We start from the raw sequence: 23,815 nt of genomic DNA, 5'->3' as shown, positions 1-23,815 counted from the left end.
AAAATCTTGGGGTTTCTCTTCGATTTTATACTTCAAAACTTGAAGCAATATTCACGCAAATTGCGTCTCTGCCGAAAAAACCGTTGTCTTTCCGGTAGTATTACCGATCAACGTCAACTGCCGCGCGAGGCAAGCCTCCAGCCTGAACCTTTGTTCGACCGTCCTGCGTGCGGCAGCGCGCAGCGCACGGAAATCGTCCGGACGTTCGAGCACTCCGAGTATCGCTTCGGCGAGTGCATCCGTGTCGAAGAATGGGACAAGAAGGCCGTTGCGGCCCGACCGAATGACCTCCTGAACCGGGGCCGTGTCCGATCCGATAACGAGCGCGCCGCACGCCATCGCCTCGAGCACCGACCAGGACAGGACAAAGGGATAGGTCAGGTAAAGGTGGGCCGCGGAAATTTGAAAAAGCTGACGAAGCACGGAATGTGTCACGACGCCCGGGAAAATGACCCTCTCGCGCGGGAGATCCGGTGACGCAAGGAGGTGGTCCTTCCACGATCCTCCACCGGGAGGCGGCGCTCCATAGCTCACGCCGTCGCCGCCGACGAAAACAAACAGCGCATCCGGATGCCGCCGGACGACCTTTGCGGCCGCCTCTAGTGCCTGTGGGAAACCCCGATAAGGCTCGAGGTCGCGCGCGACGAAGGTGATAACGGGGTCGCCGGCCTTGAGCACGCGCCCATCGGGAAGTCTCAGCGAAGCCGCGGGATCCGGTCGGAAGCGTCGTGTGTCGATGCCTTCATGGCACACCGCAATGCGCTGTTGCGCGTCGGCCGGATAGAGGCTTCTCTGCCAATTGGTCGGGCTGATACCCCCCTCGATCGCCTCTAGCGACAGGAGCTGTGCGATGTTGCGCAGACGCAATCTCTTGCGGGTCTCCGAATCGGGCTCGTCATCCGGCGCGAAGCCGACATCCGCCCCTTCGGCACGATAAAAGAACTCGCAATATCCAAGTGCGGGTACGTGCGGCAGCACATCCTTCACAAACATCATGCTGCCCCATCCTATGTGGCCGACGATGACATCGGGGACCTGGCCGAGGCGTGCCATCGCGTCGAAGGTCTCTGCGACCCGATGGCCAATCCTCACATGGTGGTCGGGCGCGCCGAGATGTCGCGCCATTTGCGGATGGGCCCGCGGACCCGGTTCCGCCCGGTGCCGGACCACCCGGACCGAAGGGATCCGTTGATCCACAGTCTCGGTCACGAGGGTCACCTCGTTGCCCGCCTCTGTCAGATGGCGAGCGAGGGCCGCGAACTGGCCGAAACCGCGCCGGTGCACAAATGCTACATGCATGTTCTCAAACCCGCCGGAAAACAGGAACCGTTGCTCGAAGACGCATCAAATGCCGTAACGAGCGGCATTGCCCCAGACCAGTTCGAGACGGTGCAGTGTTTGGAAGGCGGTCTCGAGATTTCGCCTGTCCTGCTCCCCATGGGTAAGGGCGCGCTCATAGGACTTCGCCGCTTCGCGCAGGCTGGCGCAAAGCTTTCTGCCTTTCTCCGAAAGCCGGATGCGGGCTGATCGCTTGTCGCGCTGCGAAGCGATTCGGTCGATGTAATCGCCGTCGCCGAGCTGCTTCAGGTAATAGGAGATGTTGGATCCCATGTAGTAGCCGCGGTCCAGGAGCTCGCCCACCGAGAGCTCCGCCTCTCCAATCGCCAGAAGTACCATCGCCTGCGCCGGCCCGATGTCGTCGACGCCGATCTTGGAAAGTTCCGTGCGCAGCAGGCCGGAAAAGCGTCGGCTGGCGCGCTCCATGACCCGAGCCAACTCGAAATAGCTGATCAGCGGACCGTCTGCGTCGCGATCGCTTTCAGGGTTGTCGGGTATCTTCCTCTTCGTGTCACTGGCAGGCAGGACTGCCACCGTGTCTGCGAAGTTTGCGAACGGATAGTGAATCCTATGATTCATCCCTCTCTCCATTGGGAACTTACTTCAAAAATTCGGAAATTTACTTCAAAACTTGAAGCAAATTCATGATGCCCCTGCCCCCCGAATTTCCTGAACTTGAGCAAGCGATCTTTATTGTGCCACACTGATCGCAGCAATACTGTGATTTGAGTGAATCTGACCCAGATCGCGCCCTCGCTTACACCCCTTATCCGGAAAAATCGCCAATGCGTAATACTGTTCCGAATCAAATGATTAGCAAGGGCCAAATCGGGCCAAAGCCGTCGCAAAACGGGACGATCAACCCAAGGATGTTAGTCTTGCGTGCCCGTCGCGTCTTTGTTGTGACACTTCTTTATGCAGCTTTGCTCAGCGCCTGTATCAACCTCCTGCAACTCACCATGCCGCTCTACATGATGCAGGTACATGACAGGGTGTTGAATAGCCAGAGCATGGACTCGCTCGTGATGCTGACGATCCTGGCACTCGGCGCGCTTGTCGTTCTCGGCATACTCGATTTCATCCGCGCCCTTACCTTTCAGGCGATGGGCAGTGCCGTGGTGCGCTGGTTGAACCTGCCGGTTCTCACCGCTGCAGTGCAAGCCTCGGCCGATCAAGGGCTTGCCCGCGCGACGCAGTCGTTGAGGGACCTGACCGAGCTGCGCGGTTTTCTGACCTCATCGGCGGTCAGCGCTCCGCTGGACGCTGCCTGGTCACCTATTTTTCTGGGCGTGCTTTTTCTGCTGCACCCACTCTTCGGGATGATTGGGGCGATTTCCGTGGCGGTGCTTGTCTGCTGCGGCCTCCTCAACGACCTTTTGACCCGACAGCTCATGAAAGAGGCAAGCCAGGCTAATATTGAGGCAGTCTCGAAAATAGGTGCGACATTACGCCACGCCGAGGCAATAGAGGCGATGGGAATGCTGCCGGCTCTCGCGAATAAGTGGCGCGCCGCGCAGTTGCACGCCCTCAGCGTGCTGGAGGCCAGCGGAATCAGAAGCAGGGCGATGGCCTCGATTACCCGCAGCCTGCGCTTTGCCATTCAGATGATATCGCTCGGCGCGGGCGCCCTGCTCGTGATGAAACAGGAGATCTCCCCCGGCGCGATGATGGCGACGACCATTCTCGTCGGGCGCCTGCTGCTGCCCTTCGATTCCGTCATCGAGAATTGGCGGCAATGGATACTGGCTATAGCCGGCTGGCGCCGGATCCAGACAGCGCTCGGCGAAGACCTTGCGGTCCGCCAGACCATGCCGACTCCGCGCTCCGAGGGCGACCTGGTCGTGGACAAGCTGGTCTACGCCGCTCCCGGCGTCGACGTGCCGATCATTAAGGGCATCTCCTTCTCGCTGTCACCCGGGGAGGTCCTGGGTATCGTCGGCCCCTCGGCCGCCGGCAAGTCCACCCTGGCGCGGCTGCTTGTCGGCATCCTCAAGCCCAGGGCTGGTGGCGTCTTCCTTGACGGCAACAATGTCTATCTCTGGGAGCGCAGTTCATTCGGAAAGGTGGCAGGCTACCTCCCCCAGTCTGTTTCCCTCCTCGAGGGAACGATCCGCGAAAACATCTCCCGCATGGAAGAAAGCGATCCCCACATGGTGCTCGAAGCGGCACGGCTCGCCGACGTCCACGACATGATCGGGCGCCTGCCGCTCGGCTACGATACGCCGGTGGGCGAAGGGCAGCTGACGCTTTCCGGCGGGCAGAGGCAGCGCATCGCGCTCGCCCGCTGCCTTTACGGCCGCCCGCGTCTCATTGTCCTCGATGAACCCAACGCCAATCTTGATGCGATCGGCGAGCGAGCCCTCATCCGCGCGGTCGAAGACGCACGCCGCGACGGAGCCATTGTCATCCTCATCGCCCACAGGCCGGCCATCATGCAGGTCGCCGACAAATTGCTCGTGCTCGAAGGCGGCCGCGTCACCCAGTTCGGCCCGCGCACGGACGTTGTCGCATCCATGATCCCGGGTGAAACACGTCGCGAAGGTACCGCCTCATGATGAAAGAACCGATCCTGCCCGTTCGCGTGGATGCTCAGCCCCTCGTCAAGGCCGACAATCCGGAACGCCGCCTGCCGGTCCGTGCAGGTGCGCCGCTTTCCGCGGCCGCGCCTGAACACGACCTCCCGGAGGACCATACCCGTTCACCCATCCGGCGCCTCGTCATTGCGGGGCTGACGACGATCCTGGTTGCTTTCGGAGGATTCTTCGGCTGGGCCTTCTCGACGGAGCTCAGCAGCGCCTCGGTCAGCAGCGGCACCGTCGTCGTCGACTCCAAGCGCAAGACGATCAGCCATTTCGAAGGCGGTGTCCTGAGCCGCGTCCTGGTTCAGGAGGGCGATCACGTCGTGGCCGGGCAGCCGGTCATCAAGCTCGAGGACACGCGTGCCCGCTCCGACCTCCAGGCACTGCAAAGCCGGCGTGTCGGTCTGATCGCAAAGCTTGCGCGTCTCAGGTCCGAGCAGGCAGGAGCGGCGGAGATAGACTTTCCCGTCGATCTCGCCGGCACGGACGACACGGCCGCTCACGATGCCGTCATGGCTGAGACAGCGTTCTTCGAGAAACGCCGCGAAGCCAAGAGGGGCAAGGTAGAGATCCAGCGCAAGACCATCGAGGAATATTCCGAGAAGGCCAAGTCTCTCGCCGCGCAGCTTCAGGCGACCGAGCGCCAGATCGAGCTCATGAACGAGCAGCGGAGCGCAATCGCAACCTTGGTCGACAAGGCATTTGCCCAGCGCTCGAAGCTCATCGAGATCGATGGCAGGCTCAGCGAACTTGCCGCAACGCGCGGTGAAGTCGCCGGTGACAAGGCCCAGGCGGAAAAAGCCATGGCCGGCGCCGAGCTCGCGCTGACCGGAATAGAAAGCGACTTCCAGTCGGAGATCGCCGGAGAGATCACCACCGCGCGGCTCGAGCTCGCGGATGTCGAGGAGCGAATGATCGCCGCGGAGGACGTCCTGCGCCGCCTCGAGATCCGCTCTCCCCAGGCCGGCGTCATTGCCAACATACAGCTGCGGACGCCCGGCAGCGCGGTCACCCCCGGCCAGCCTCTGCTCGACATCGTCCCCGAGGACGAGCCGCTGCTTGTCGAAATGCATGTCAGCACGCGCGACATCGACAGCATAACAATCGGCTCCAAGACGCAGATCCGCCTGACCGCCTATAATCAGCGCACCCATCTGCCACTCGACGGCAAGATCACCTATATCGCGGCCGACCAATCGGTGGATGAGAAATCCAACGTCTCCTACTTCGTGGCACGTGCCGAGGTCGCCCCGGAATCCCTCGCCGCCAATCCCGATATCCGCCTCTATCCCGGCATGCCCGCCGAGGTGCTGATCGTGCACAAGGCCCGTTCGGCAATCGATTATCTCGTTTCCCCGGTCACCGACAGCTTCAACCGGGCATTCCGGGAAGATTGACGGAAAATGCCACTGCAGCGCCGCGCGTCCAATCGGACGCGCAAAGGCCGCTGTAGCACTTTGAATCGCTGCATGTTCTTATTCTTAAATCGGGATCCGATTTAAGGAAGCATGCGGTAGACGACGATCGCATCGCACAAATTACTTTGAATTTTGAAGCGATTTACGGGCATTGCGATAATAATAACTCCTAAAAATATATTGTACCAATATTGGCACATGTTCACACTCTTCGTGAAAATACGAAAATAATGTCGAAACTACACGAGTTTATTCCTGTTCTGGATGTTGCCTTCCCATTTTTTGCGATGCACACTCCGGCACGCAATCTCGGCTCCCTGCCGATGATGCATGCATCAAACGACGAAGAGGAGTAAGCAGATGGCCACTTTGGAAGGCGGCGCATACGACGACGCCCTGTTTGGCTCTCGCTTTGACGATTTCATTCGCGCCCACGGAGGTGATGATTTCGTCAACGGAGGCAAGGGGCACGACATCATCTTCGGAGACGGAGGTGACGACTTACTGTTCGGCGGCGACGGAAACGACACAGTTTTCGGCGGCGAAGGCACAGATCTTCTCTATGGTGAAAAGGGTAACGACAACCTGGTCGGCGGAGCGGGCGACGACCTGCTCGACGGCGACAAGGGTAACGACATCCTTCTTGGCGGCGAAGGCAACGACTTCCTCGTCGGCGGCAAGGGCAGCGACCTGCTCTACGGTGGCGCCGGTAACGACATCATCAATGGCGGCGAAGGCAACGATCTCCTGGTCGGCGGCCACGGCAGCGATGTCTTCGTGTTCGATGGCGGTGGCGGCAACGACGTTATCCTCGACTTCACCCCCGGCGAGGACGTTCTGCAGATCGCAAAGGGCATCAACGGCCTGGACGTCACGGCGCCCGAGGATCTCGCTTCACGCATCACCCAGGTCGGCGGCAATGTCGTGATCGACCTCGGCCATGGCGACACCCTGACGCTGGTGAACGCGGACGCCGAAGATATTCAGGCTCATCCCGAGAACTATTTCACCGTCCACTAAGTTTGAACGGGCGCGCCCTGCCTCCTCCCGTGGGGCGTGCCATCTCTTGCAAACCGTCCAGAGGAGTGGCGTGTGACGTTCGACGACCGTACGAGGGGCGCCAGCGTTGTTTTCGGCGATGCGAAGGCCTTTCGGCTCGGCTCCGATGTAGCCGTATTGATCCTTGATGTTCCCGCCAGGCTGCCCTCCGCAGCCAAGTGTACACTCGTCATGCAAGACCAACCGGTCCCGCTTGTCAGCACCACGCTTTCACTCACCACCGGCAGCCAGCGCATCCTCTGGGCCATGCGTCCCGGCGAGCAACCGGCCTGCGGGCAGATTTCGACCGAGAGCGGCAACCTTCAAACGGTTACCCTTCGGCCCGTCGGTGAACTGCCCCCCTTCGATGTCGAGGCCCTGTTTGCCAACCTTGCGCCGGAGGGCTGCATCAAATTTCTCAGCAATCTGCTGACCGCCTGGCGAAGCGCGTTCCGAATGTCCAGGGATCCGCTTTTTGTCGGCGTTGTCGAGGACGCGCTTCACGCACTCACCTCGCGGTCGAGGCCCGCCAAGGTCGCCTGCCCCGTCGCTGAAGGACGATACCTTGTCGAGACCGCCATCAGTGCTGATTTCGGCGAGATCAGCGCCGTCTACGCCCTCAGCGCGAACGTCCTTATGCCGCTCGCTTCACAGTCTCGCATTGGCATCCACGGGGAGAAGAACCTGAGGCCGTGCCATTTGATCGTCGAATGTTCGAGGCTGCCTCAGTCCTTGGTGCTGCAGGGGAAAAGGGGCATTGCGGTCCGGGAGTTGGTTCCCGGCAATCCGCGTTACCCGAGCCTTCAAGCCTGGTGGACCGAACGTGGCCGCGCACCGGAACTGCGCGAGTTTGTCGTGCGCTCACTGTCGGGTGTGCCGGGAGGCGGCGCGGCAATGGCCGCCGACCTGCAGCTTCGCACCCCGCTTCCTGCACGCCAGATCGGCAAATCGCCGATGCATCCCGCCGCCGAGGTCGACCTTGCTCTCGCCCTTTCGGGCGGTCTGCTCGCCGGCGGCTGGTCGCACGACCCCACGGGCATTCTCGCCGGGATCGACTACCTGAAAGAGGATGGCACGGCGGTGCCACTCGATGGCAACTGGTATGAGTTTCCCGCCTGGGCGCGCGGAGCAAAAGAGGACTCCAGAACGGACGTTACCGGCTTTGTTGCCTGGCTGCCGCTCAATGAGCCATTGGGCACCCTCCTCCAGCCGCGCTTCCAGATGCGGCTCGCCTCCGGCGCAGTGAAGCCCCTCGTGCCGAAGCCGCAGCCCTTCGAGCCCACGGCACAGCGCAACCGCATCCTGCGTGCAGTCCCGCCGCAGCACGCCATCGACCAGGCCTTCCGCACGATACTTGCCCCGGCGCTGCAGGATGTGGAACGGCGCCTGGGCAGGACGATAGAGGTCGACTACACGAAGGACTACGGCCTGCCGCAGGAGGCGCCGATCGTCTCTATCGTCGTGCCGTTGTACCGGGTTCTCGATTTCCTGCGCTTCCAGCTCTCCGGCATGGCGACGGACCCTTGGCTCGCGAAGAACGCGGAGATCATCTATGTGCTGGATTCTCCCGAAATCCAGGACGAGACGGAACACCTGCTTGGCGGCTTCCATCTGCTCCACGGCCTGCCGATGAAGCTCGTGGTCATGAACCGCAATGGCGGCTATGCCCGGGCCTGCAACGCCGGTGCGCGCTTTGCAAGAGGCACCGTGCTGGTGATGCTCAATTCCGACGTCGTGCCCACATCAACCGGTTGGTTGCAGGCGCTCATGCGGCCGCTCATGGAACAGAAAGGGCTCGGCGCCATTGGTCCGAAGCTCATCTTCGAGGACGGTTCACTGCAGCATGCCGGGCTTTACTTCGCGCGCGACCGGCACGGCGTGTGGCTCAACCACCACTTCCACAAGGGCATGCCGGGTGACTATGCGCCAGCGCAGGTCGCTCGCTCCGTTCCGGGCGTTACCGGCGCATGCCTGGTCACGCGGCGGGATATCTACGAACGCGTTGGCGGATACACCGAGGACTATGTCATCGGCGATTACGAGGACAGTGATTTGTGCCTCAAGATCCGCAGGTGCGGCTACGACATTGGCTATGAGCCATCGGCCTGCCTTTATCATTTCGAGCGCCGGTCGATCCGCCGCAGCCAGGACTACATGCGCGGTGTCGCCAGCCAATACAATTCCTGGCTGCACTCCGAGCGCTGGAACGACGACATCGCCGACCTGATGGCTGCCGGCAGCGGCAGTGAAGGAATCGCCTCCTTCGGCGGCGAAGCAGAAGCAAGGAGTGCCGCATGAGCGAGATCGCGCTGCGTCAAGAGAGCACGCCGGCCTCGGCGCCTGCCCGTGAGGATCGGGTTCAGTGGTTACAGGACGCCGTCCTGCGCAACCGCTTTCTGCCGCAACCGGCCCCCGATAGCGTTTTCGTCGGCGATGGCGACTTCAAGGCGGTCGGTGCCGAATTCCTCGGCCATTTCATACGGATGGGCGGATTGCTGCCGGAAAGCCGCGTGCTCGACATCGGTTGCGGTATCGGCCGGATGGCGGTTCCGCTCACCCAGTATCTGGACTTCGAGAAGGGGCGCTACAGTGGCATCGACCCCGTCGAAGGCGGCATCGCCTGGTGCCGGCGCTTTGTCACCCCCGCCTACCCGAACTTCGCGTTCCAGCGGGTCGACATCGCGCACGACCTCTACAATCCGCAGGGCAAGATCAGCGGCAAGGCATTGAAACTGCCCTATGCCGACCGTCACTTCGATTTCGTCATCATGACATCGATCGTGACTCACCTGCCGCCGGACGAGGTCCTCGTCTATCTGAGCGAGATCGGCCGGCTCCTTCGTCCGGGCGGACGCCTGTTCATGACCGCCTTCGTTGTCGACTCCGTTGCAGCAGCAAATGAAACGGGCAGGCGCGATCCGCGCCTGGCGTTCCAGCGCGATGGCGACGGGCCCTGCTGGTTCGTCCCCGAGCTGCCCCGGCTTGCCGCGGTTGGCTTCGACGACGGTTTCCTCGACGGTGCTCTTGGCCGGGCCGGTCTCACAGCGATCACAAAGTCGCTCGGCTCCTGGCGCGGGCAGGCCGCGGATCACTATCAGGATGTCTTTGTTGCCGAGCAGCGGGGGAGCGGCGCTTGAGCATGCGCATTCTCGTTGCCGCCCACAACCATCCGGCACTCCATCCCGGAGGCACCGAGATCTTCGCGCACGACCTGTTCCGAGCCTACCGGCGGGCCGGCTGCGAAACGCTCTTCCTCGGCGCCGTAAACCAGATCCATCGCCAGGCGCGGCCTGGCACGAGCTTTCAGGGGATCGGCCCCGCAGGCGATGAAGTTTTGTTGTGGTCCGGTCACTTCGACCGCTTCTTCATGAGCCAGATCGATCTCTACGGCGTCGTTGCGGACCTCGCGGAACTGTTGCGCGAGTTCCGGCCAGACGTGGTGCACATCCACCATCTGCTCCTGCTCGGCGCGGAGTTCCCGCATATCGTCCGCCGCACATTACCGGAGTGCCGGATCGTCATGACGCTGCATGACTACTATCTTATCTGCCATCACGACGGGCTGATGGTGCGCACAACCGGCAAGGAACTTTGCCACAAAGCAAGCCCCGACCGCTGCCACGCCTGCTTCAAGGACATAGCCCTCGACCGCTTCGTATTGCGCGAAAGTCATCTGAAGGCCCTGCTTCGCGACGTGGACCGTTTCGTTGCACCGAGCCGATTCCTCCGGCAGCGCTTCATAGAATGGGGGCTAGAGGAAGATGCAATCAGCGTCATTCCGAACGGACTGCCACGGAAAGACGCCCCCGCCGCCCCGCCTCGGATCAATGCAGACCGACCCGTATTCGGCTATTTCGGCAATCTCAATCCGTGGAAGGGCGTACCGGTGCTGCTGGAGGCGGCGAGACAGCTCATTGCCGACGGCGTACCGTTCGAGCTGCGCGTCCATGGCGGTGCCCCTTTCCAGAGCGAAAGTTTCAGGGAAGAGATCACGCGGCTGTTTGGCGAAACGGCTCCCGTGGTGCAACAGCGCGGCCCGTATCGCCGCGAGGATGTCGCCGACCTCATCGCCGCGGTCGACTGCACGATCGTTCCCTCGATCTGGTGGGAGAACGCGCCACTGGTCATCCAGGAGGCGCAGGCCCTCGGCCGGCCAGTCATCGTCAGCAACATCGGCGGCATGGCCGAGATGATCGCCGACGGTGTCAATGGACTTACCGTCGCGCCCAACGATCCGCGTGCGCTGGCATCCGCCATGCGCCGCTTCGTGGAAGATCCGGCTTTGGGCCAGCGCCTTTCCACAAACGCCCGCGAGCCCGACGACATTGATACGACCGCACGACGCTATCTCGACCTGATCGATGCGATCGAGCCGGCACGTATCGAAGCGGCATAGAGGAAAAACGATGTCTGTTGTTGCCGAAAAATCAACCGCCGCCCCGGAACAGGACAATGCGAGGCCCATGAACGGCCGGGTGGACGCGATCGATCAGGGCCGCGTCTTCGGTTGGGCATTCGATCCGGCCACGCCCGACAAGCGGCTCACCATCCGCGTGATCCTCGATGGCAGCGTGATCGCCGAGGCCGTCGCCGACCGCAATCGTCCCGACCTCAAGCGTAACGGCATCGGCGATGGCAGCCACGCCTTCGAGATCGCTCTGCCGGAGGCGGCAGCCACGCGCACGTCCGAACTCATCGTGACGGCCCTGGATGGACGAGGCACGGAGCGGAGGCTTCGTGTCCCCCGCCCCGACGAGCAGGCGGCCGAAGCCCTCATTGCCGCGCCGCTGACGAAGGTTCTCGACAAGCTCGATGTCCTGATGGCAGCGCAGCGACAATTGCAGGTGTCGCAGCGCTCTCTCCTGCGCACGCAGAACGACGAGAGCGGCGAAACAGAGACACAAGGTTTGACCGCGATCGGCGATGCCGTTGCAAGCCTCCGCTCCGAAGTCGCGCAACGGCTGGACGATCTCGATGTCCACCTCATGCGGCTCGATGGCGTCGTGGCGGCAATGGAGAAGAACCTTGGCGGCTTGCAGAAGCGCTCGAACGCGGAGTTGAAGCCCTTGCTGCTCTTGCTTTTCGTTCTCGTGGGCTTTGCCGCCGGCGCCGGCCTCGCGCTTTTCACGGGCGCGTGAGGGGCTCGACATGGTCGCTGTAGAACAAGCCCTTCCTTTTCCCTCCCAGCTTGCCGCCAGGATCATGAGGGGTGGGCGAGTGCTCGCCTCCCCCATCGACGAAGGACTTCTACTCGTCATCGGCACCGGCGAACCGATGGCCGGAACCTTTTCGGCGGAGATCAACGACGACGTAGCCACCCGGGTGACGGCCTCCATCACCGGCTGGCGCTTGGCCTTGCCTTCTACTGCGGCCACACATGGGTTCGCGGCGTTGCTGCCGATAAAGGAAACCGATCGCCCGCTCGCGACCCTTCGCTTCGGCGAGGAGGAGTCCGGCAAGCGATTGATCTTTACGCCGCGGTCAGTCCCGGTGAGTGATGCCTCCGCGATCCTGGCCGAACTTGCCGGGGATCAACTCGGCAGTGTGCTGGATTCGCTGGTCGACGGGCTGATGCAAGAGTCCATCGGCCCGCGAAGGCTCTCGGCGATAATCGTTCTGCTGCAGTCCCGAAAGGGAAGCGACGGCTTCGTAGAACTCCTTGGCGAAACTCACGATGGAGTAATCTTCGTCAAGGGATGGGGCCACAACATCGAACCCGGCGTTTGCCGCGTGTTGGTGAACAGCGGCAAGCCCGTGGTTTGCGACTGTGGGATTGCCGCCTTTCTCCGTCCGGACGTTCCGGCGGGAGGCTCGGGTTTCGTCGGGCTGCTTTCAACAAAAGAGCCGCTCCGTGTTCGTGACATCGAGGGGCTCGTCTATCGCGGGCGCGGAGGTTGGCGATATGCGCCGGTCCATGAACACCGGCAGATTGCCGGCCCTTCGGAGACCCCCGGCCATCTTCGCTCCGTGCTGCTTCAGACCCGCAGCTCGCCGCAGGTTCTTTTGGAACTGCGCGCCGCCGCAAACAGCTTCGAGGGCCGCGAGACCGTCTCCACGCTCCCCGTTCCCGTGCGGATGGGAATCGACCTCGCCTTTCAGGCAAACGGCGGCGCTCTCCTGATCTCGGGCTGGCTGCTCGACCCCGAAGCCCACGTCAAGAGCGTCAAGCTCTGTGCCGAGCGGACAGCAGCGCGGATCGACGATCGTTGGACCCGGATCGAGCGCTCCGACGTGACGGAAGCATTCACCGACGAGCCGGCGTTCCGGAGCGCATTCGGCCATGGAAACCATTCTCACGGTTTCATCGCCTTTGCGAGCGGCCTCGGTTGGGATTCGGCTGCACCCCTCCATCTGGAGCTGACGCTCACGGATTCCCGTCGCGCCTTCATACCCCTCATACCGGTGCGCGTTCCGCCTCGCATGGCCGCCCTTCGCCAGATCAGTTCCATCGATCCGGAACACTGGGGGCTCGCGGAAATCGTCGATCGCCAGATCGTTCCCTTCCTGTGCGCATCGGAGAGGAATTCTCCATGGATTGGGGCCACCGTCGACGCTGGTCCTTTCGAGCAGGCAGGCGGTCCGCCGATCATCATCGCAGCTGAGGACTCCGAAGACGGAGATATTGCCCCCCTCCTAGGACTCTTGGCGCTCGATCCAGAGACCCGCGTGGCGCCTATCGTGCTCGTCATGCCCGCGGAACGCTTTCGGCGGCAGGCCGGCCGCATCAAGGAACTCGCGCAATTCTACCGGCTGTCGCTCAAGCTCATGGCCGCTGAGGAGACCGGTGATCTCTACGACCTTCTGGAAGCGGGGGTACGGGCACTGTCACAAGAGACAGTGATTCTGCTTGCCGGCACGCTGTTGCCGCTCCGAGGCGGCTGGTACGGCAAGCTCGTGGCCGCCCATGAAGCACAAGGGGGAGTCATTTCCCCCACGCTTGCCTATGAGGACCATTCGGTCCGTTGGGCCGGAAGCTGGCCGGCCGGCCAATCGGAGTATCCGGCATCGAGTCGGTATGCGGGCTATCCGCTGAGCGCCGTAACCGGCCTCAAATTGACCCAGGTCGCGGCAGCGTCGTTGGAGTGCTGCATCATGCCGCGCGAAGCCTTCCTCGCCGCCGGAGGTTTTTCCGGCGGCTATCTCGGCTCCCAGCAAAAAGGGCTGGACCTTGGCCTCAGGTTCAACCGCGCGGGAATACCCTCCTACTGGCTACCATCGGTGCAGATGCTGGGGGCCGATGAAACGTCCAGCGCAGCGACGGCGACACTCGCTCCCCTCGTTGAGCGGATCGACCGAAGAATATTCGCTGCGCGTTGGGCTTCGGCCTCGGAAAGTGCAGGCAATTGGCTCGAAGAGGTCTCCGCATGAGCGACCGGCTCCGCGTTCTCGTTGTTTCACATGGCCACCCGGCGATGTCGCTCGGGGGCGCGGAGATAGCGTCCCATAGCCTTCACAAGGGCCTGAACGCCTTGCCGGGTGTCGAATCGATCTATCTGGCCCGCGTAGGCCATCCCGTCCCACGCCATGGTGCGTCGGCGCTCATGAGCCACCGTCTCGCACCTGACGAAGTCCTCTTCCACCTCGACGACTACGATCACTTCTTCCTCTCTAACGGTGATACCGAAGCGATCCGTCGCGACCTCCTGCGCTTTGTCGGCGACGTCACACCTCATGTGGTCCACTTCCATCACCTGATCGGCATGGGGGTGGAGGCACTCTACGCCCTTCGCGAGGCACTACCGGAAGCGATTATCCTGGTGACCTTCCACGAATATCTGTCCATCTGCCATAATCACGGGCAAATGGTGAAGCGACCGTCAGGTCAACTCTGCAGCAAGGCTTCTCCAATCAGTTGCCACGGATGTTTTCCCGAAATCCCCGTCCCCCGTTTCCTGAAGCGCGAACAGTTCTTGCGCGGCATGCTCGGCCTTGCCGACGCCTTCGTCTCTCCAAGCATGTTCCTCGCCACGCGGTATGTCGAATGGGGAATCGACGCGGAGAAACTCTCTGTGATCGACAATGGAATAGTGCCTGGCGAGATCGCGCCGCTGCGAGACCTGCCGGCTCAGACCGGCCGGCGAAACCGCTTCGCCTATTTCGGGCAGATGACGCCGTTTAAAGGCATTGATGTGTTGATCGATGCTGTTTCACGCGTGCCGCAGGAGATATGGGGCGAGGACTCCTGCCTGATGATCTTCGGCGGCAACCTTGAACGCCAGCCAACGGAATTCCAGGACAGGATCAAGAAGCTTATCGATGAAGCCGGCCGCAGGGTGCGCTTCTACGGTGCCTATCAAAATGGGGACATGCCGCGGTTGATGCGTTCCGTCGACTGGGTGGTCCTGCCGTCCATCTGGTGGGAAAACTCGCCCGTCGTTATCCAGGAGGCCTTGCATCACCGTCGGCCGATCATCTGCTCCGACATCGGCGGCATGGCCGAGCAGGTTCGGGACGGAAGGGACGGGCTGCATTTTCGTGCCGGCAGCGCCCAGGACCTGGCCGATCGGCTCATCGAAGTGCTTGGCGAGCCGAAGGTTTGGGATCGGCTGCATGCAATCCTGCGGCCGCCGATCAGCCATGTCGATGCCGCTCGCGCCCATGCAGACCTCTATCGCCGGCTGCTCGAGGAAAAGCGGAGCGCGATGGCTGGTGGACATTACGATCCGGTCCCGCTGCCCGCCTGAACCGCATTGGGAGGAAACGCGTCATATTTCCCGAAGAGTGAAGTGATATCGAGGCCCGGAGTTCCACATGCTCATCTATTCCGACGAAAACCTCGAGGTGATACATCGCCCCGGATCGTCGGCGTACCTTCTCGTCACCTTCAATGAAATGGAAATGCAGGCGAACGGCCACCGCTTCTGGGGTCAGCGGCTCTGCGAGAAAGCGGACATTGCCGCGCTCGGTTTCATCAGCAGGCGGCCGAACTGGTTTCCCGCAGCAAGCGTCGTGAAGGCGGTGAGCGCGGCGGTGCCGATACTTCGCGCAGCGTCGGAGCGCATCCTCTACGGCCATTCGCAAGGCGGCTACGCGGCGCTGCGCTACCGGCGCCGCTTCGACGCCACCGTCGCCATCGCCTTTTGCCCGCAACTCTCGATAGACCCCAAGGCCGTGCCTTTCGACGGCCGCTTCACGCGTCATTTCGTGCCCGATCTCCATGCCAATATGGGGATTGCAGCCGACCACGCTGCCGGCAGCGCCTATATTTTCTACGACCCCTTCCATGCCGTCGATCGTCGCCACGCCGAGAGGATTGCGACGCTACAATCGGATACGCGCCTCATCCCGGTGCACATGACGGGGCACGGCACGGTCCGGGCATTCACCGGAACCGCGCGCGCCCTTTCGCTTATCGAGGCCTGCCGAGCAGACGACGGCCGGAGCCTGCACACCCTGGCCCACGCAGCCCGGGTCGACGCACCCATGCGTCCCTATCAGATCGCGATCGCGGCAATCGCCCGCCATCCCGCCTGGGCCGACCGGGTTCATCGGCGCTTTGGCGGCGGCTTTTCGGCCATCGAACGGGTCAACTTCCTCTATCACCGCGCCAACCGCCATATCCGCGACGGGGAACTTGCGGTTGCTCGCGACAAGCTAGCCGAGGTCGTGGCGCTGCGACCGGGCGATCCAGGCTTCGCGCGCCGGCTACAAGAGCTTGATAGCCGCATGGCTTCGCACAATCTAGAGCGCCGCGCGTTCAAATGAATGCGCAAAGGACGCTCTCGAACTTTGAATCTAGAGCATCTTTTCTGCTTTCAGTGATTCCACTTGAAAGCAGGATGCTCTAGGCACGGGACCCTCAAGTCACCTTGGGGGAGCTCCGTAGCGGCGAAAGAGAACTTCAGGTCCTGCGGACTGCAAGCCCCCTCCACTATCCGACGTCCTTCGAACAACTCGCGCTTGCAGGGCATGCAACGCTCCAGCCGCGGCGCAGCGCGGCGCCGGCACGGCGGCCAGATCGCATGTAGCCGTGTGGCGATCCTTTATGGCAGCGTGTTTTGCGCCACATCGTTGCGACTATGCGAAGAGGAGACGTGAGCAATCTCGCCTGTCGCCGGCGAATCCGGGAGCCCTGCGGCACGCGCTCGATCAACGAGGCTCGCGGTTATCGCTGCATCCTCGAAAAGCTCCTGCATGCGCAAATACTCGACCGAGAGCGTCGGGTCGAGCGCAATAGCCTGCGAGACAAGCTGCCTGGCGCGGTCGAGGTCGGAACAGGCCATGCGCGCTGCGATCCGATAAATGTAAGTGCGTCGCGTCTGGAATGGCAGTTTGTGCGAGACATCGAACATCTCCTGGTAACGTCCGAGCGTGTACAGCGACGCGACGCGCTCCTCTGTTATCCAAACCGGTAGGAACGGATCGAGCGTTTCCGCGCGGTCAAGAAGCTGGAGCGCTCGTTCGGGCTCGCCTGCAAAGAGATAAAACGCGGCGCATCGCCCGATCGTGTAAGCGTCGTTCGGCGCCATCTCGATGGCTTTCTCATGATGGAAGCGCGAGGCGGCGAAATCGCCCCTTTTCATCTTGAGCGAGCCCATGACACGGTGCGCCTCCGGGTCTGTCGGGTCGAGTTCCAGCGCATGCGCTGTCTGCAGCTCGCCGAGACGGAGATCGAAACTCGGCAGCGAACTCCAGGAGCAGATATGCATGGCGAAGGGCCGGCCGAAGCTCGGATCTGCCTTCATCGCCTTCTCGAACCAGTGCATCGCCTCGTGAAGGTGAAAGTCGGCCACCCCAGCCAGCCGATGATGGTCGAGGCCGCGGAGATAATGTTCGTAGGCGGACATGCTTTCTGGCCGCTTCAGACGCGCTGCGGCGAGTTCGGACTGTTCGATCCGACCGGAAACGGTTGCCGCGACGCGGGCGGTGATCTCGTCCATGACGTCGAGAATTTCCTCGAAGGGACGTTGAATGCGATCCGACCACACCAGGTGCCCCCGCTCCGTCCCTGCGAGCGAGATGTTCAGCCGGACATAGCTGCCGGCCTTGCGGATGGAGCCTGCAACGACATAGTGCACGCCGAGCGACTTACCGATCTCAACCGGATCGGTCGTTCGCAACACCATCGAGGCTGAGCGCGAGGTGACGAAAAGGCTCTTCAGGCGGCTGAGTTCGAGCGTCAGGTCGTCGGTCATCCCCTCTGCAAGAAACGTTTGGTCCTGATCCGCGACCGACGCCGTCGTGAACGGAGCGACAGCCACGGAGTTCGGCCTGATTGATGAAGGCGGTGGCGCCCGCGTCGGCGCGACCTGGAAGCGGTGGCGGTCCATGGCGGCGCCGACGCGGTAGATTTTGACCGGCTCCGACACGCCCTTCAGGTGCCGTTCGCCGATCGCTTCAAAGGCGCAGGGCGATACGCGCCGGACCTGATCGTAGAGCGCCTCCGAGACCTCGATCTCCCCCGGTTCGGCGGAGGCTTCGATACGTGAGGCAATGTTCACGCCATCGCCGCGCAGGTCGTCGCCGACGACCGCGACGTCGGCGAGATGCAGGCCAAAGCGCATGTCATGCGTGCACGTGCGCGGCACGGATCCGATGGCCAGTCGCGCCTCCATCGCCGCCCTCAGCGCATTCACCGGGCTCGAGAATTCGGCAAGGATCGCGTCTCCTGCCGTGTTGAACACCCTACCGCCAAAACTCGCCACGACCTCGCCGATGAGGCTCATGCAATCGACGACGCGCGCGATCGTCTGCTCCTCGTCGAGCTCCATCGCCGACGTCGAAGCCACGAAGTCCCCAACCAGAATTGCAGCCAGCTTCCGATGCATGCGCCGCCCAGCTCGATGAAACGCCGAATGGTATCACACGGTCTCGCCGAAGGCATTATCGACCGCAAACAGGCGTAGCGCGCGTCGAGCCGGAACGGCGAGGCCGGCGTGGGCTCGCCGAGCGATAGCCTCAACCGATGCGCAGTGTTGAACAAGGCGGTGCCAAGCGCGTATAAATATCATGGACATCGGTTGGACGAGCGCCTCGTTTCGCGAAGGCCTGTGTTTCGGGAACGTCCATGCGCCCGGAACGTTTCGGATATGCAGTATCCGCCGAGGCGCCGCCGAGTCGAACACCCCGGAACAGCCTGGAGTGAGGGCCATGGAACGAACAAACGCTTGCAAATTGGCAGAAGAATACCTGCGCCTCGGCGGTCATCGCCGGGTGGTGATCGACGATAACCAGACCTCGGTCAGAAACTGGGAGCCGGAGCCTGTGGCGGCCGAGGCGTTCTGGAGGAAAAACGTCGAGATACTGGGACCGGAAAGACAGCGCGAGGTACAACTCCTGCTGCCTACGATCAATCGCGCATGAGGCGGAAGCCCGACTGATTTCGCATGAGGGCCAGACTGTGCCGCGCGACGCGGCTCATCTTTTGCGCCCATGCGCGGAACCGAAAAGTTCATTTCTGAATTGTAGCTGTGTCACCGATACGCGGAATACGGCTGCGAAAGCGTTGAGATGAATAGACCGGATTGCCCGAGCAAGGTGTTGACGGAGTGTCTCGACGACGAATGGTGGACACAGCATCGTGGTGACTCTCCGATCCTCGCCACGGCCATTCACAATGGCCACGCAGTGCGCGGCGCGGTCGAACGTCTCATTACTCTATCGGCCGCGGAGCGGCTGCGCGAGGAAGATCCCTTCACCGAGTTCATCATCCGCGATTTCCCGAACCGGATTGTTGTTCATCGGTCGAGATTTGAGGTCGATATCAATCGCCCCCGCGACGGTGCGATATATGTGAGGCCGGAGCAGGCCTGGGGTCTCAAAGTCTGGACCCGTCAGCCCCCGCACGATTTGGTCGAGGCATCGCTGGCGATGCATGACGAATATTATGCGATGCTCGAAGCGATGCTGGCGGGCATCGAGCGGCGCCATGGGCGTTTCGTCGTTCTCGACGTCCACAGCTACAACCACCGGCGCAGCGGCCCCGAAGCGGAAGCGACGCGAGCGGAAGCCGCACCGGAGGTCAATATCGGCACGTTTTCGATGGATCGCGTCAAATGGGCAAGAGTGGTGGATGCTTTCGTCAAGGCCTTGCGCTCCACCGACTTCCACGGGCGGCGGCTCGACGTCCGCGAAAACATCGCATTTCAGGGCAGAGGTGAACAGACGCGATTTATCCATGAGCGCTTCCCCGACACGGGCTGCGCCATTGCCGTCGAATTCAAGAAATTCTTCATGGACGAGTGGACGGGCGAGCCGAACATGGAGGCGCTTGTAGCGCTGAGGAAGCTCGTCTCGTCGACGCTGCCGTCGCTTGTCAACGCTTTGGGAGCGGACCAATGAAACGTTCCGCCGCGCCCGCCCCTCGGGACACTCCAGATACGCCCGAGTGGCTCGCCGAGATCCTGGTATGCCTCAAGGCCGGCAAGGCCGTGCGAAAGGACCTTCCTGACGGCGGAAGGCTGCATATCGACCGCGCGCTTCCCTTTCTTTGCCTGCACATCTCCGGCGACGAAGACGGTCCGGTCGCCCGCGAGATCGCCCAAGCGAATGCATCCTACCTCATTGCGCCCGATGCCAAGGTTGCCGCCTCGGTCGTCGAAGCCGTCGGCGCGCTGCTCAAGAGGCGTCTCGGTGCCTTCATGGTTCTGGAAATGGGCGAACTCGCCCGCGACGAACTGTTGACCGACGACGCGCCATACCTTCCGCCATTCAAGATCGAGGTTACGGCAAGCCCGGAAGGGCCCGCCCGGATTGCCGCCAAAGCATTCGCCAATGCGGCCGAGGCAACCGAAGCGAAGTTCCGGACGCCGCGTGTGGAACTTCGTGAAGCCGACGGAGTGGACCTGCCGTTTCCCTGTCTTCGGGTGCGGTTTGCACCGATCTATCGGCAACGTGAGTCCGGCAACATCTATCCGCAGCTTCGTGAACGGTTGATCGCCAGTATCTTCGATGCGGGCCTGCAAGCCTTCGCGGCTTTCGTCAGGGCCACCAAAAGCATGAACATCTCGACGCATCGGGCGCTCGGCAGGAAGGCCTTCATCGACGCCGTGGTACGCGCCGACCGGCATATCGACGAGGTCGCCTCGACGTTCGATTTCCTACTCGCGGTGACCCCGATCAATGCCGACGCGGCATGGAGCGACTTTGCCGCGAGCGAGTACCGGCGAGCCCCGCGCTTTCTCTATCGTCCGCTGACGCTGGAGGTCGAGGCGGCAAAGAGGAAACTCTTCTCTATCGCCTTCGACCACCTCGAAGACCCGGTGCTGTACCAGCTCTACCGCGAAAAACAGCAGGAACTGGATCTTCAGCTTTCGTTGCTTTCCGTTCGGGAAACCGCAAAGTTCGTTGAATTCGGGCGGGCGCTCTATGGCCCCGTCGAACCGGAGCTCCTGCGGGCTGCGCGGGATATTCTTGCCCGGGCCGGCGATGGAAACGCCAATGCTGGGGGCCAGGCGCGAATCGCGGAGCGCCACGCCGATTGCTATTTCGTCGAGCAACAGGCGCGCGCGATGATCGCCGAGTATCGGCGGCGTTATGCCGGCTTTGACGCCACCGTTGAAGTGCGTGATGACCTTCCCTCGGGCCTCATGGTTTCCGGCCACCGCCTGCTCATTGCACGCAGCACGGCGATGGAAGTCGAACGTGTCGAGCCGATCTTGAGCCACGAGATCGGCGTCCACCTGCTGACCTATTTCAACGGCTCGGCGCAGGGCTTGCGCCTTTTCCGCTCAGGCCTCGCCGGATACGAAGGCATGCAGGAGGGGCTGGCGGTCTTCGCGGAGTTTCTGACGGGTGGCTTGAGCAGCGAGCGGCTGCGCCTTATCGCCGCCCGTGTCATCGCCTGCGCCGCGATGCTTGATGGCGCATCGCTGCCGGAAGCTTATCGACTGCTTATAGAGGACCACGGGTTCTTGAAAGCCGATGCCTTCAACATCGTCCTGCGCGTTTATCGCAGCGGGGGTCTCGCCAAGGATGCGATCTATCTGCGCGGCCTTCTGCAACTCCTCGCCCATCTGGCGGCCGACGGCGCCTTGGAGCCCTTCTGGATGGGAAAGATCGCCGCTTCGCATTTTGGCGTCATGCAGGAACTGAGTGCCCGTGGGCTGCTTGGTGTGCCGGCCGTGCACCCTATATTTCTTGATAATCCGGAAGCACCTTCGCGCCTGGCCAGAGCACGCGCCGGTATGTCGCCGCTCGACATGGTCGAACATTAGGAGCCGGACATGCGCATCGCCTTTTTCGTCAATTCCATCGAAGGCGAGGCCACCTATTACGCCACGACCTGGCTTGCGCTCGCTGCGCTCGCCCGTGGCCACGATGTTTGCTACGTCATGCCGGGGGATTTCGTGCTGCGTTCCGACGACAGCCTGATAGTCCGCGCCACGACCCTGCATGGCCCGAAACCGAAAAAGCCGGAGACGTTGCTCAATGCGCTCAAGGACGAGCGGGCAAAGATCAAGACGATCGACGCCAATGACATCGACGTGCTTTTTCTGCGCAACGATCCTTCGGAAGATGCCGAAAAGCGTTCTTGGGCGGCCTATGCCGGCGTGAATTTCGGACATCTGGCAGCCGATCGCGGCGTGATCGTCGTCAACGATCCGGCTGGCTTGGCGAGTGCCCAGAACAAGCTCTATTTGCAAGGTTTTCCGGAAGTTGTTCGCCCCGTCTCAATGATCTCCCGGAGCATCGAGGAAATCCGCGACTTCATCGATGCGCATCCTGATGGCGTGATCCTGAAGCCACTGCAGGGATCAGGCGGCAAGAACGTTTTCAAGATCAGTTCCAGGGAAGAAGCCAACCTCAATCAGATATTCGAGGTTGCCAGCGGCGAAGGGTACCTGATCGCCCAGACCTACCTGCCCGAAGCGACTGCCGGTGACGTCCGCCTTTTTCTCATGAACGGACGGCCATTGGAGCGCGATGGCGTTCATGCCGCGCTCCGCCGGGTGCCGGCCAAGGGTGATGTGCGCTCGAATATGCACGCCAGCGGAACGCCCGAAGCGGCAACGGTCACGCCGGAAATCCTCGCCCTGGCGGAAAAGCTCCGACCAAAACTCGTGGAAGACGGAATGTTCCTGGTCGGCCTCGACATCGTCGGCGACAAGATACTGGAGATCAATGTCTACAGTCCCGGAGCCCTCCCGGAGATCGCCGCGCTTTACGGCGTGGACTTCAGCGAGGACATCATCATCGCGCTGGAAAACAAGCTGAGCATCCGACAACTCTATTCGGGGACATTATCGAACCGCACGCTGGCGACGCTTTGACTCGTCAAGTGGCCGCCCGATTTCTGGCGCGAATATGCGGGATGATTTCAAACGTGAGTTTACAAAAGTAATATTATATGATTTTTTCTCGGCAGCTGCATGGAGAGCAGCTTTCATTGGGAGGAAATCATGAAATTTGCGAAGGCACTCGCGAGTGCAACGATTCTTGCTGCCTGCACTTTTGGCAGCGCATCGGCCGCGGAACTCGTCGTCGGCTTTTCCCAGATCGGATCGGAGTCCGGCTGGCGCGCCGCTGAAACGACGCTGACGAAGCAGCAGGCCGAGCAGCGCGGAATCGATCTCAAATTCGCCGATGCGCAGCAGAAGCAGGAAAACCAGATCAAGGCCATTCGTTCCTTCATCGCGCAAGGCGTGAACGCTATCCTTGTCGCTCCCGTGGTCGCGACCGGCTGGGACGAAGTCCTGCAAGAGGCGAAGGATGCGGAAATTCCTGTCATCCTGCTCGACCGCACGGTCGACGCATCCGACGATCTTTATTTGACCGCTGTGACCTCCGATCTCGTCCACGAAGGCAACGTCGCCGGCAAGTGGCTTGCCGATACCGTTGCCGGCAAGCCCTGCAACGTCGTCGAGCTTCAGGGCACGACTGGTTCGTCGCCGGCGATCGACCGCAAGAAGGGCTTCGAACAGGCCCTCTCTGGCCACGACAACCTGAAGATCATCCGCAGCCAGACCGGCGACTTCACCCGCACCAAGGGCAAGGAAGTCATGGAAAGCTTCCTGAAGGCGGAAGGCGGCGGCAAGAACATCTGCGCGCTCTACGCCCATAACGACGACATGGCCGTCGGCGCGATCCAGGCCATCAAGGAAGCCGGCCTGAAGCCGGGCAAGGACATTCTCGTCGTCTCAATCGATGCCGTTCCGGATATCTTCCAGGCCATGGCCGCGGGCGAAGCCAACGCGACGGTCGAACTGACCCCGAACATGGCCGGTCCCGCCTTCGACGCCCTCGCCGCCTACCTCAAGGATGGCAAGGCGCCGGCAAAATGGATCCAGACGGAATCGAAGCTTTATACACAAGCCGATGATCCGATGAAGGTCTACGAGGAGAAGAAGGGCCTCGGCTACTGATCTCGTTTGCGACCCGCCCGGCAGATCCGGTGCGGGTCGCTTCTGCCCTTCTGCAAAGAGAGTCCGACCAGAAACGAGCAGACGTCGCCGCGATGCGGCACTGTTGTCTCCATCCGGTCTCGACTTTCCTGAGACGGTA

At 61.9% G+C, this 23,815-nt stretch carries 18 protein-coding genes; 15 read left to right on the top strand and 3 right to left on the bottom strand.

Going from position 1 to position 23,815, the window contains the following annotated elements:
• Positions 1 to 51 precede the first annotated feature (51 nt).
• On the bottom strand, positions 52 to 1,299 hold the full coding sequence (locus QA637_RS23475) for a glycosyltransferase family 4 protein (RefSeq protein ID WP_283067255.1): 1,248 nt from the start codon (positions 1,297 to 1,299) through the stop codon (positions 52 to 54).
• Between the two features lie 45 nt (positions 1,300 to 1,344).
• Positions 1,345 to 1,917: a MarR family transcriptional regulator gene (locus QA637_RS23470; RefSeq protein ID WP_283067253.1), complete on the bottom strand. Its 573-nt coding sequence runs from the start codon at positions 1,915 to 1,917 to the stop codon at positions 1,345 to 1,347.
• 206 nt (positions 1,918 to 2,123) lie between these two features.
• On the opposite strand from QA637_RS23470, the gene QA637_RS23465 reads away from it, so the two are divergent.
• From QA637_RS23465 to QA637_RS23420, 10 genes are all read left to right on the top strand, one after another.
• The gene (locus QA637_RS23465; protein ID WP_283067251.1) at positions 2,124 to 3,893 is read left to right on the top strand and encodes a type I secretion system permease/ATPase; all 1,770 of its coding nucleotides are present in this window, start codon (positions 2,124 to 2,126) and stop codon (positions 3,891 to 3,893) included.
• Positions 3,890 to 5,314 carry an HlyD family type I secretion periplasmic adaptor subunit gene (locus QA637_RS23460; RefSeq protein ID WP_283067249.1) on the top strand — a complete coding sequence of 475 codons (1,425 nt, stop codon included), beginning with the start codon at positions 3,890 to 3,892 and terminating at the stop codon, positions 5,312 to 5,314. The genes QA637_RS23465 and QA637_RS23460 overlap by 4 nt, the downstream gene beginning before the upstream one ends.
• Before the next feature lie 381 nt (positions 5,315 to 5,695).
• Entirely contained in the window at positions 5,696 to 6,355 is a 660-nt protein-coding gene (locus tag QA637_RS23455; RefSeq protein ID WP_153439274.1) for a calcium-binding protein, read from the top strand.
• 72 nt (positions 6,356 to 6,427) lie between these two features.
• Positions 6,428 to 8,671 carry a glycosyltransferase family 2 protein gene (locus QA637_RS23450; RefSeq protein WP_283067247.1) on the top strand — a complete coding sequence of 748 codons (2,244 nt, stop codon included), beginning with the start codon at positions 6,428 to 6,430 and terminating at the stop codon, positions 8,669 to 8,671.
• Entirely contained in the window at positions 8,668 to 9,510 is an 843-nt protein-coding gene (locus QA637_RS23445) for a class I SAM-dependent methyltransferase (protein WP_283067245.1), read from the top strand. Before QA637_RS23450 ends, QA637_RS23445 begins: the two co-directional genes overlap by 4 nt.
• A complete protein-coding gene (locus tag QA637_RS23440) occupies positions 9,507 to 10,769 on the top strand; it encodes a glycosyltransferase family 4 protein (protein WP_167528220.1) in 1,263 nt (420 codons plus the stop codon). The genes QA637_RS23445 and QA637_RS23440 overlap by 4 nt, the downstream gene beginning before the upstream one ends.
• Before the next feature lie 10 nt (positions 10,770 to 10,779).
• On the top strand, positions 10,780 to 11,511 hold the full coding sequence (locus QA637_RS23435) for a hypothetical protein (RefSeq protein WP_283067244.1): 732 nt from the start codon (positions 10,780 to 10,782) through the stop codon (positions 11,509 to 11,511).
• Between the two features lie 10 nt (positions 11,512 to 11,521).
• Positions 11,522 to 13,741: a hypothetical protein gene (locus QA637_RS23430; protein ID WP_283067243.1), complete on the top strand. Its 2,220-nt coding sequence runs from the start codon at positions 11,522 to 11,524 to the stop codon at positions 13,739 to 13,741.
• Positions 13,738 to 15,057, top strand: a complete 1,320-nt coding sequence (locus QA637_RS23425) for a glycosyltransferase family 4 protein (protein WP_283067242.1) — start codon at positions 13,738 to 13,740, stop codon at positions 15,055 to 15,057. The genes QA637_RS23430 and QA637_RS23425 overlap by 4 nt, the downstream gene beginning before the upstream one ends.
• A 67-nt stretch (positions 15,058 to 15,124) precedes the next feature.
• Entirely contained in the window at positions 15,125 to 16,078 is a 954-nt protein-coding gene (locus QA637_RS23420; protein WP_153439284.1) for an alpha/beta fold hydrolase domain-containing protein, read from the top strand.
• A gap of 278 nt (positions 16,079 to 16,356) precedes the next feature.
• On the opposite strand, the gene QA637_RS23415 is transcribed toward QA637_RS23420, so the two are convergent.
• Complete coding sequence (locus QA637_RS23415) at positions 16,357 to 18,141, bottom strand: adenylate/guanylate cyclase domain-containing protein (RefSeq protein ID WP_283067240.1); 1,785 nt, start codon at positions 18,139 to 18,141, stop codon at positions 16,357 to 16,359.
• 322 nt (positions 18,142 to 18,463) lie between these two features.
• On the opposite strand from QA637_RS23415, the gene QA637_RS23410 reads away from it, so the two are divergent.
• The 5 genes from QA637_RS23410 to ytfQ all read left to right on the top strand — a co-directional run bounded on the left by QA637_RS23410 (position 18,464) and on the right by ytfQ (position 23,676).
• Entirely contained in the window at positions 18,464 to 18,676 is a 213-nt protein-coding gene (locus tag QA637_RS23410; RefSeq protein ID WP_153439288.1) for a hypothetical protein, read from the top strand.
• Between the two features lie 147 nt (positions 18,677 to 18,823).
• On the top strand, positions 18,824 to 19,654 hold the full coding sequence (locus QA637_RS23405; RefSeq protein WP_283067238.1) for an N-formylglutamate amidohydrolase: 831 nt from the start codon (positions 18,824 to 18,826) through the stop codon (positions 19,652 to 19,654).
• A complete protein-coding gene (locus QA637_RS23400) occupies positions 19,651 to 21,528 on the top strand; it encodes a flavohemoglobin expression-modulating QEGLA motif protein (protein ID WP_283067236.1) in 1,878 nt (625 codons plus the stop codon). The genes QA637_RS23405 and QA637_RS23400 overlap by 4 nt, the downstream gene beginning before the upstream one ends.
• Before the next feature lie 9 nt (positions 21,529 to 21,537).
• Positions 21,538 to 22,584 carry a glutathione synthase gene (locus QA637_RS23395; protein WP_153439294.1) on the top strand — a complete coding sequence of 349 codons (1,047 nt, stop codon included), beginning with the start codon at positions 21,538 to 21,540 and terminating at the stop codon, positions 22,582 to 22,584.
• Positions 22,585 to 22,713: 129 nt separating this feature from the next.
• Positions 22,714 to 23,676: a galactofuranose ABC transporter, galactofuranose-binding protein YtfQ gene (gene ytfQ / locus QA637_RS23390; protein ID WP_153439296.1), complete on the top strand. Its 963-nt coding sequence runs from the start codon at positions 22,714 to 22,716 to the stop codon at positions 23,674 to 23,676.
• Positions 23,677 to 23,815: the final 139 nt, after the last annotated feature.

This window comes from Sinorhizobium terangae (assembly GCF_029714365.1).
Lineage (GTDB): Bacteria > Pseudomonadota > Alphaproteobacteria > Rhizobiales > Rhizobiaceae > Sinorhizobium > Sinorhizobium terangae.
This window is presented reverse-complemented; position numbering and strand designations above follow the sequence as displayed.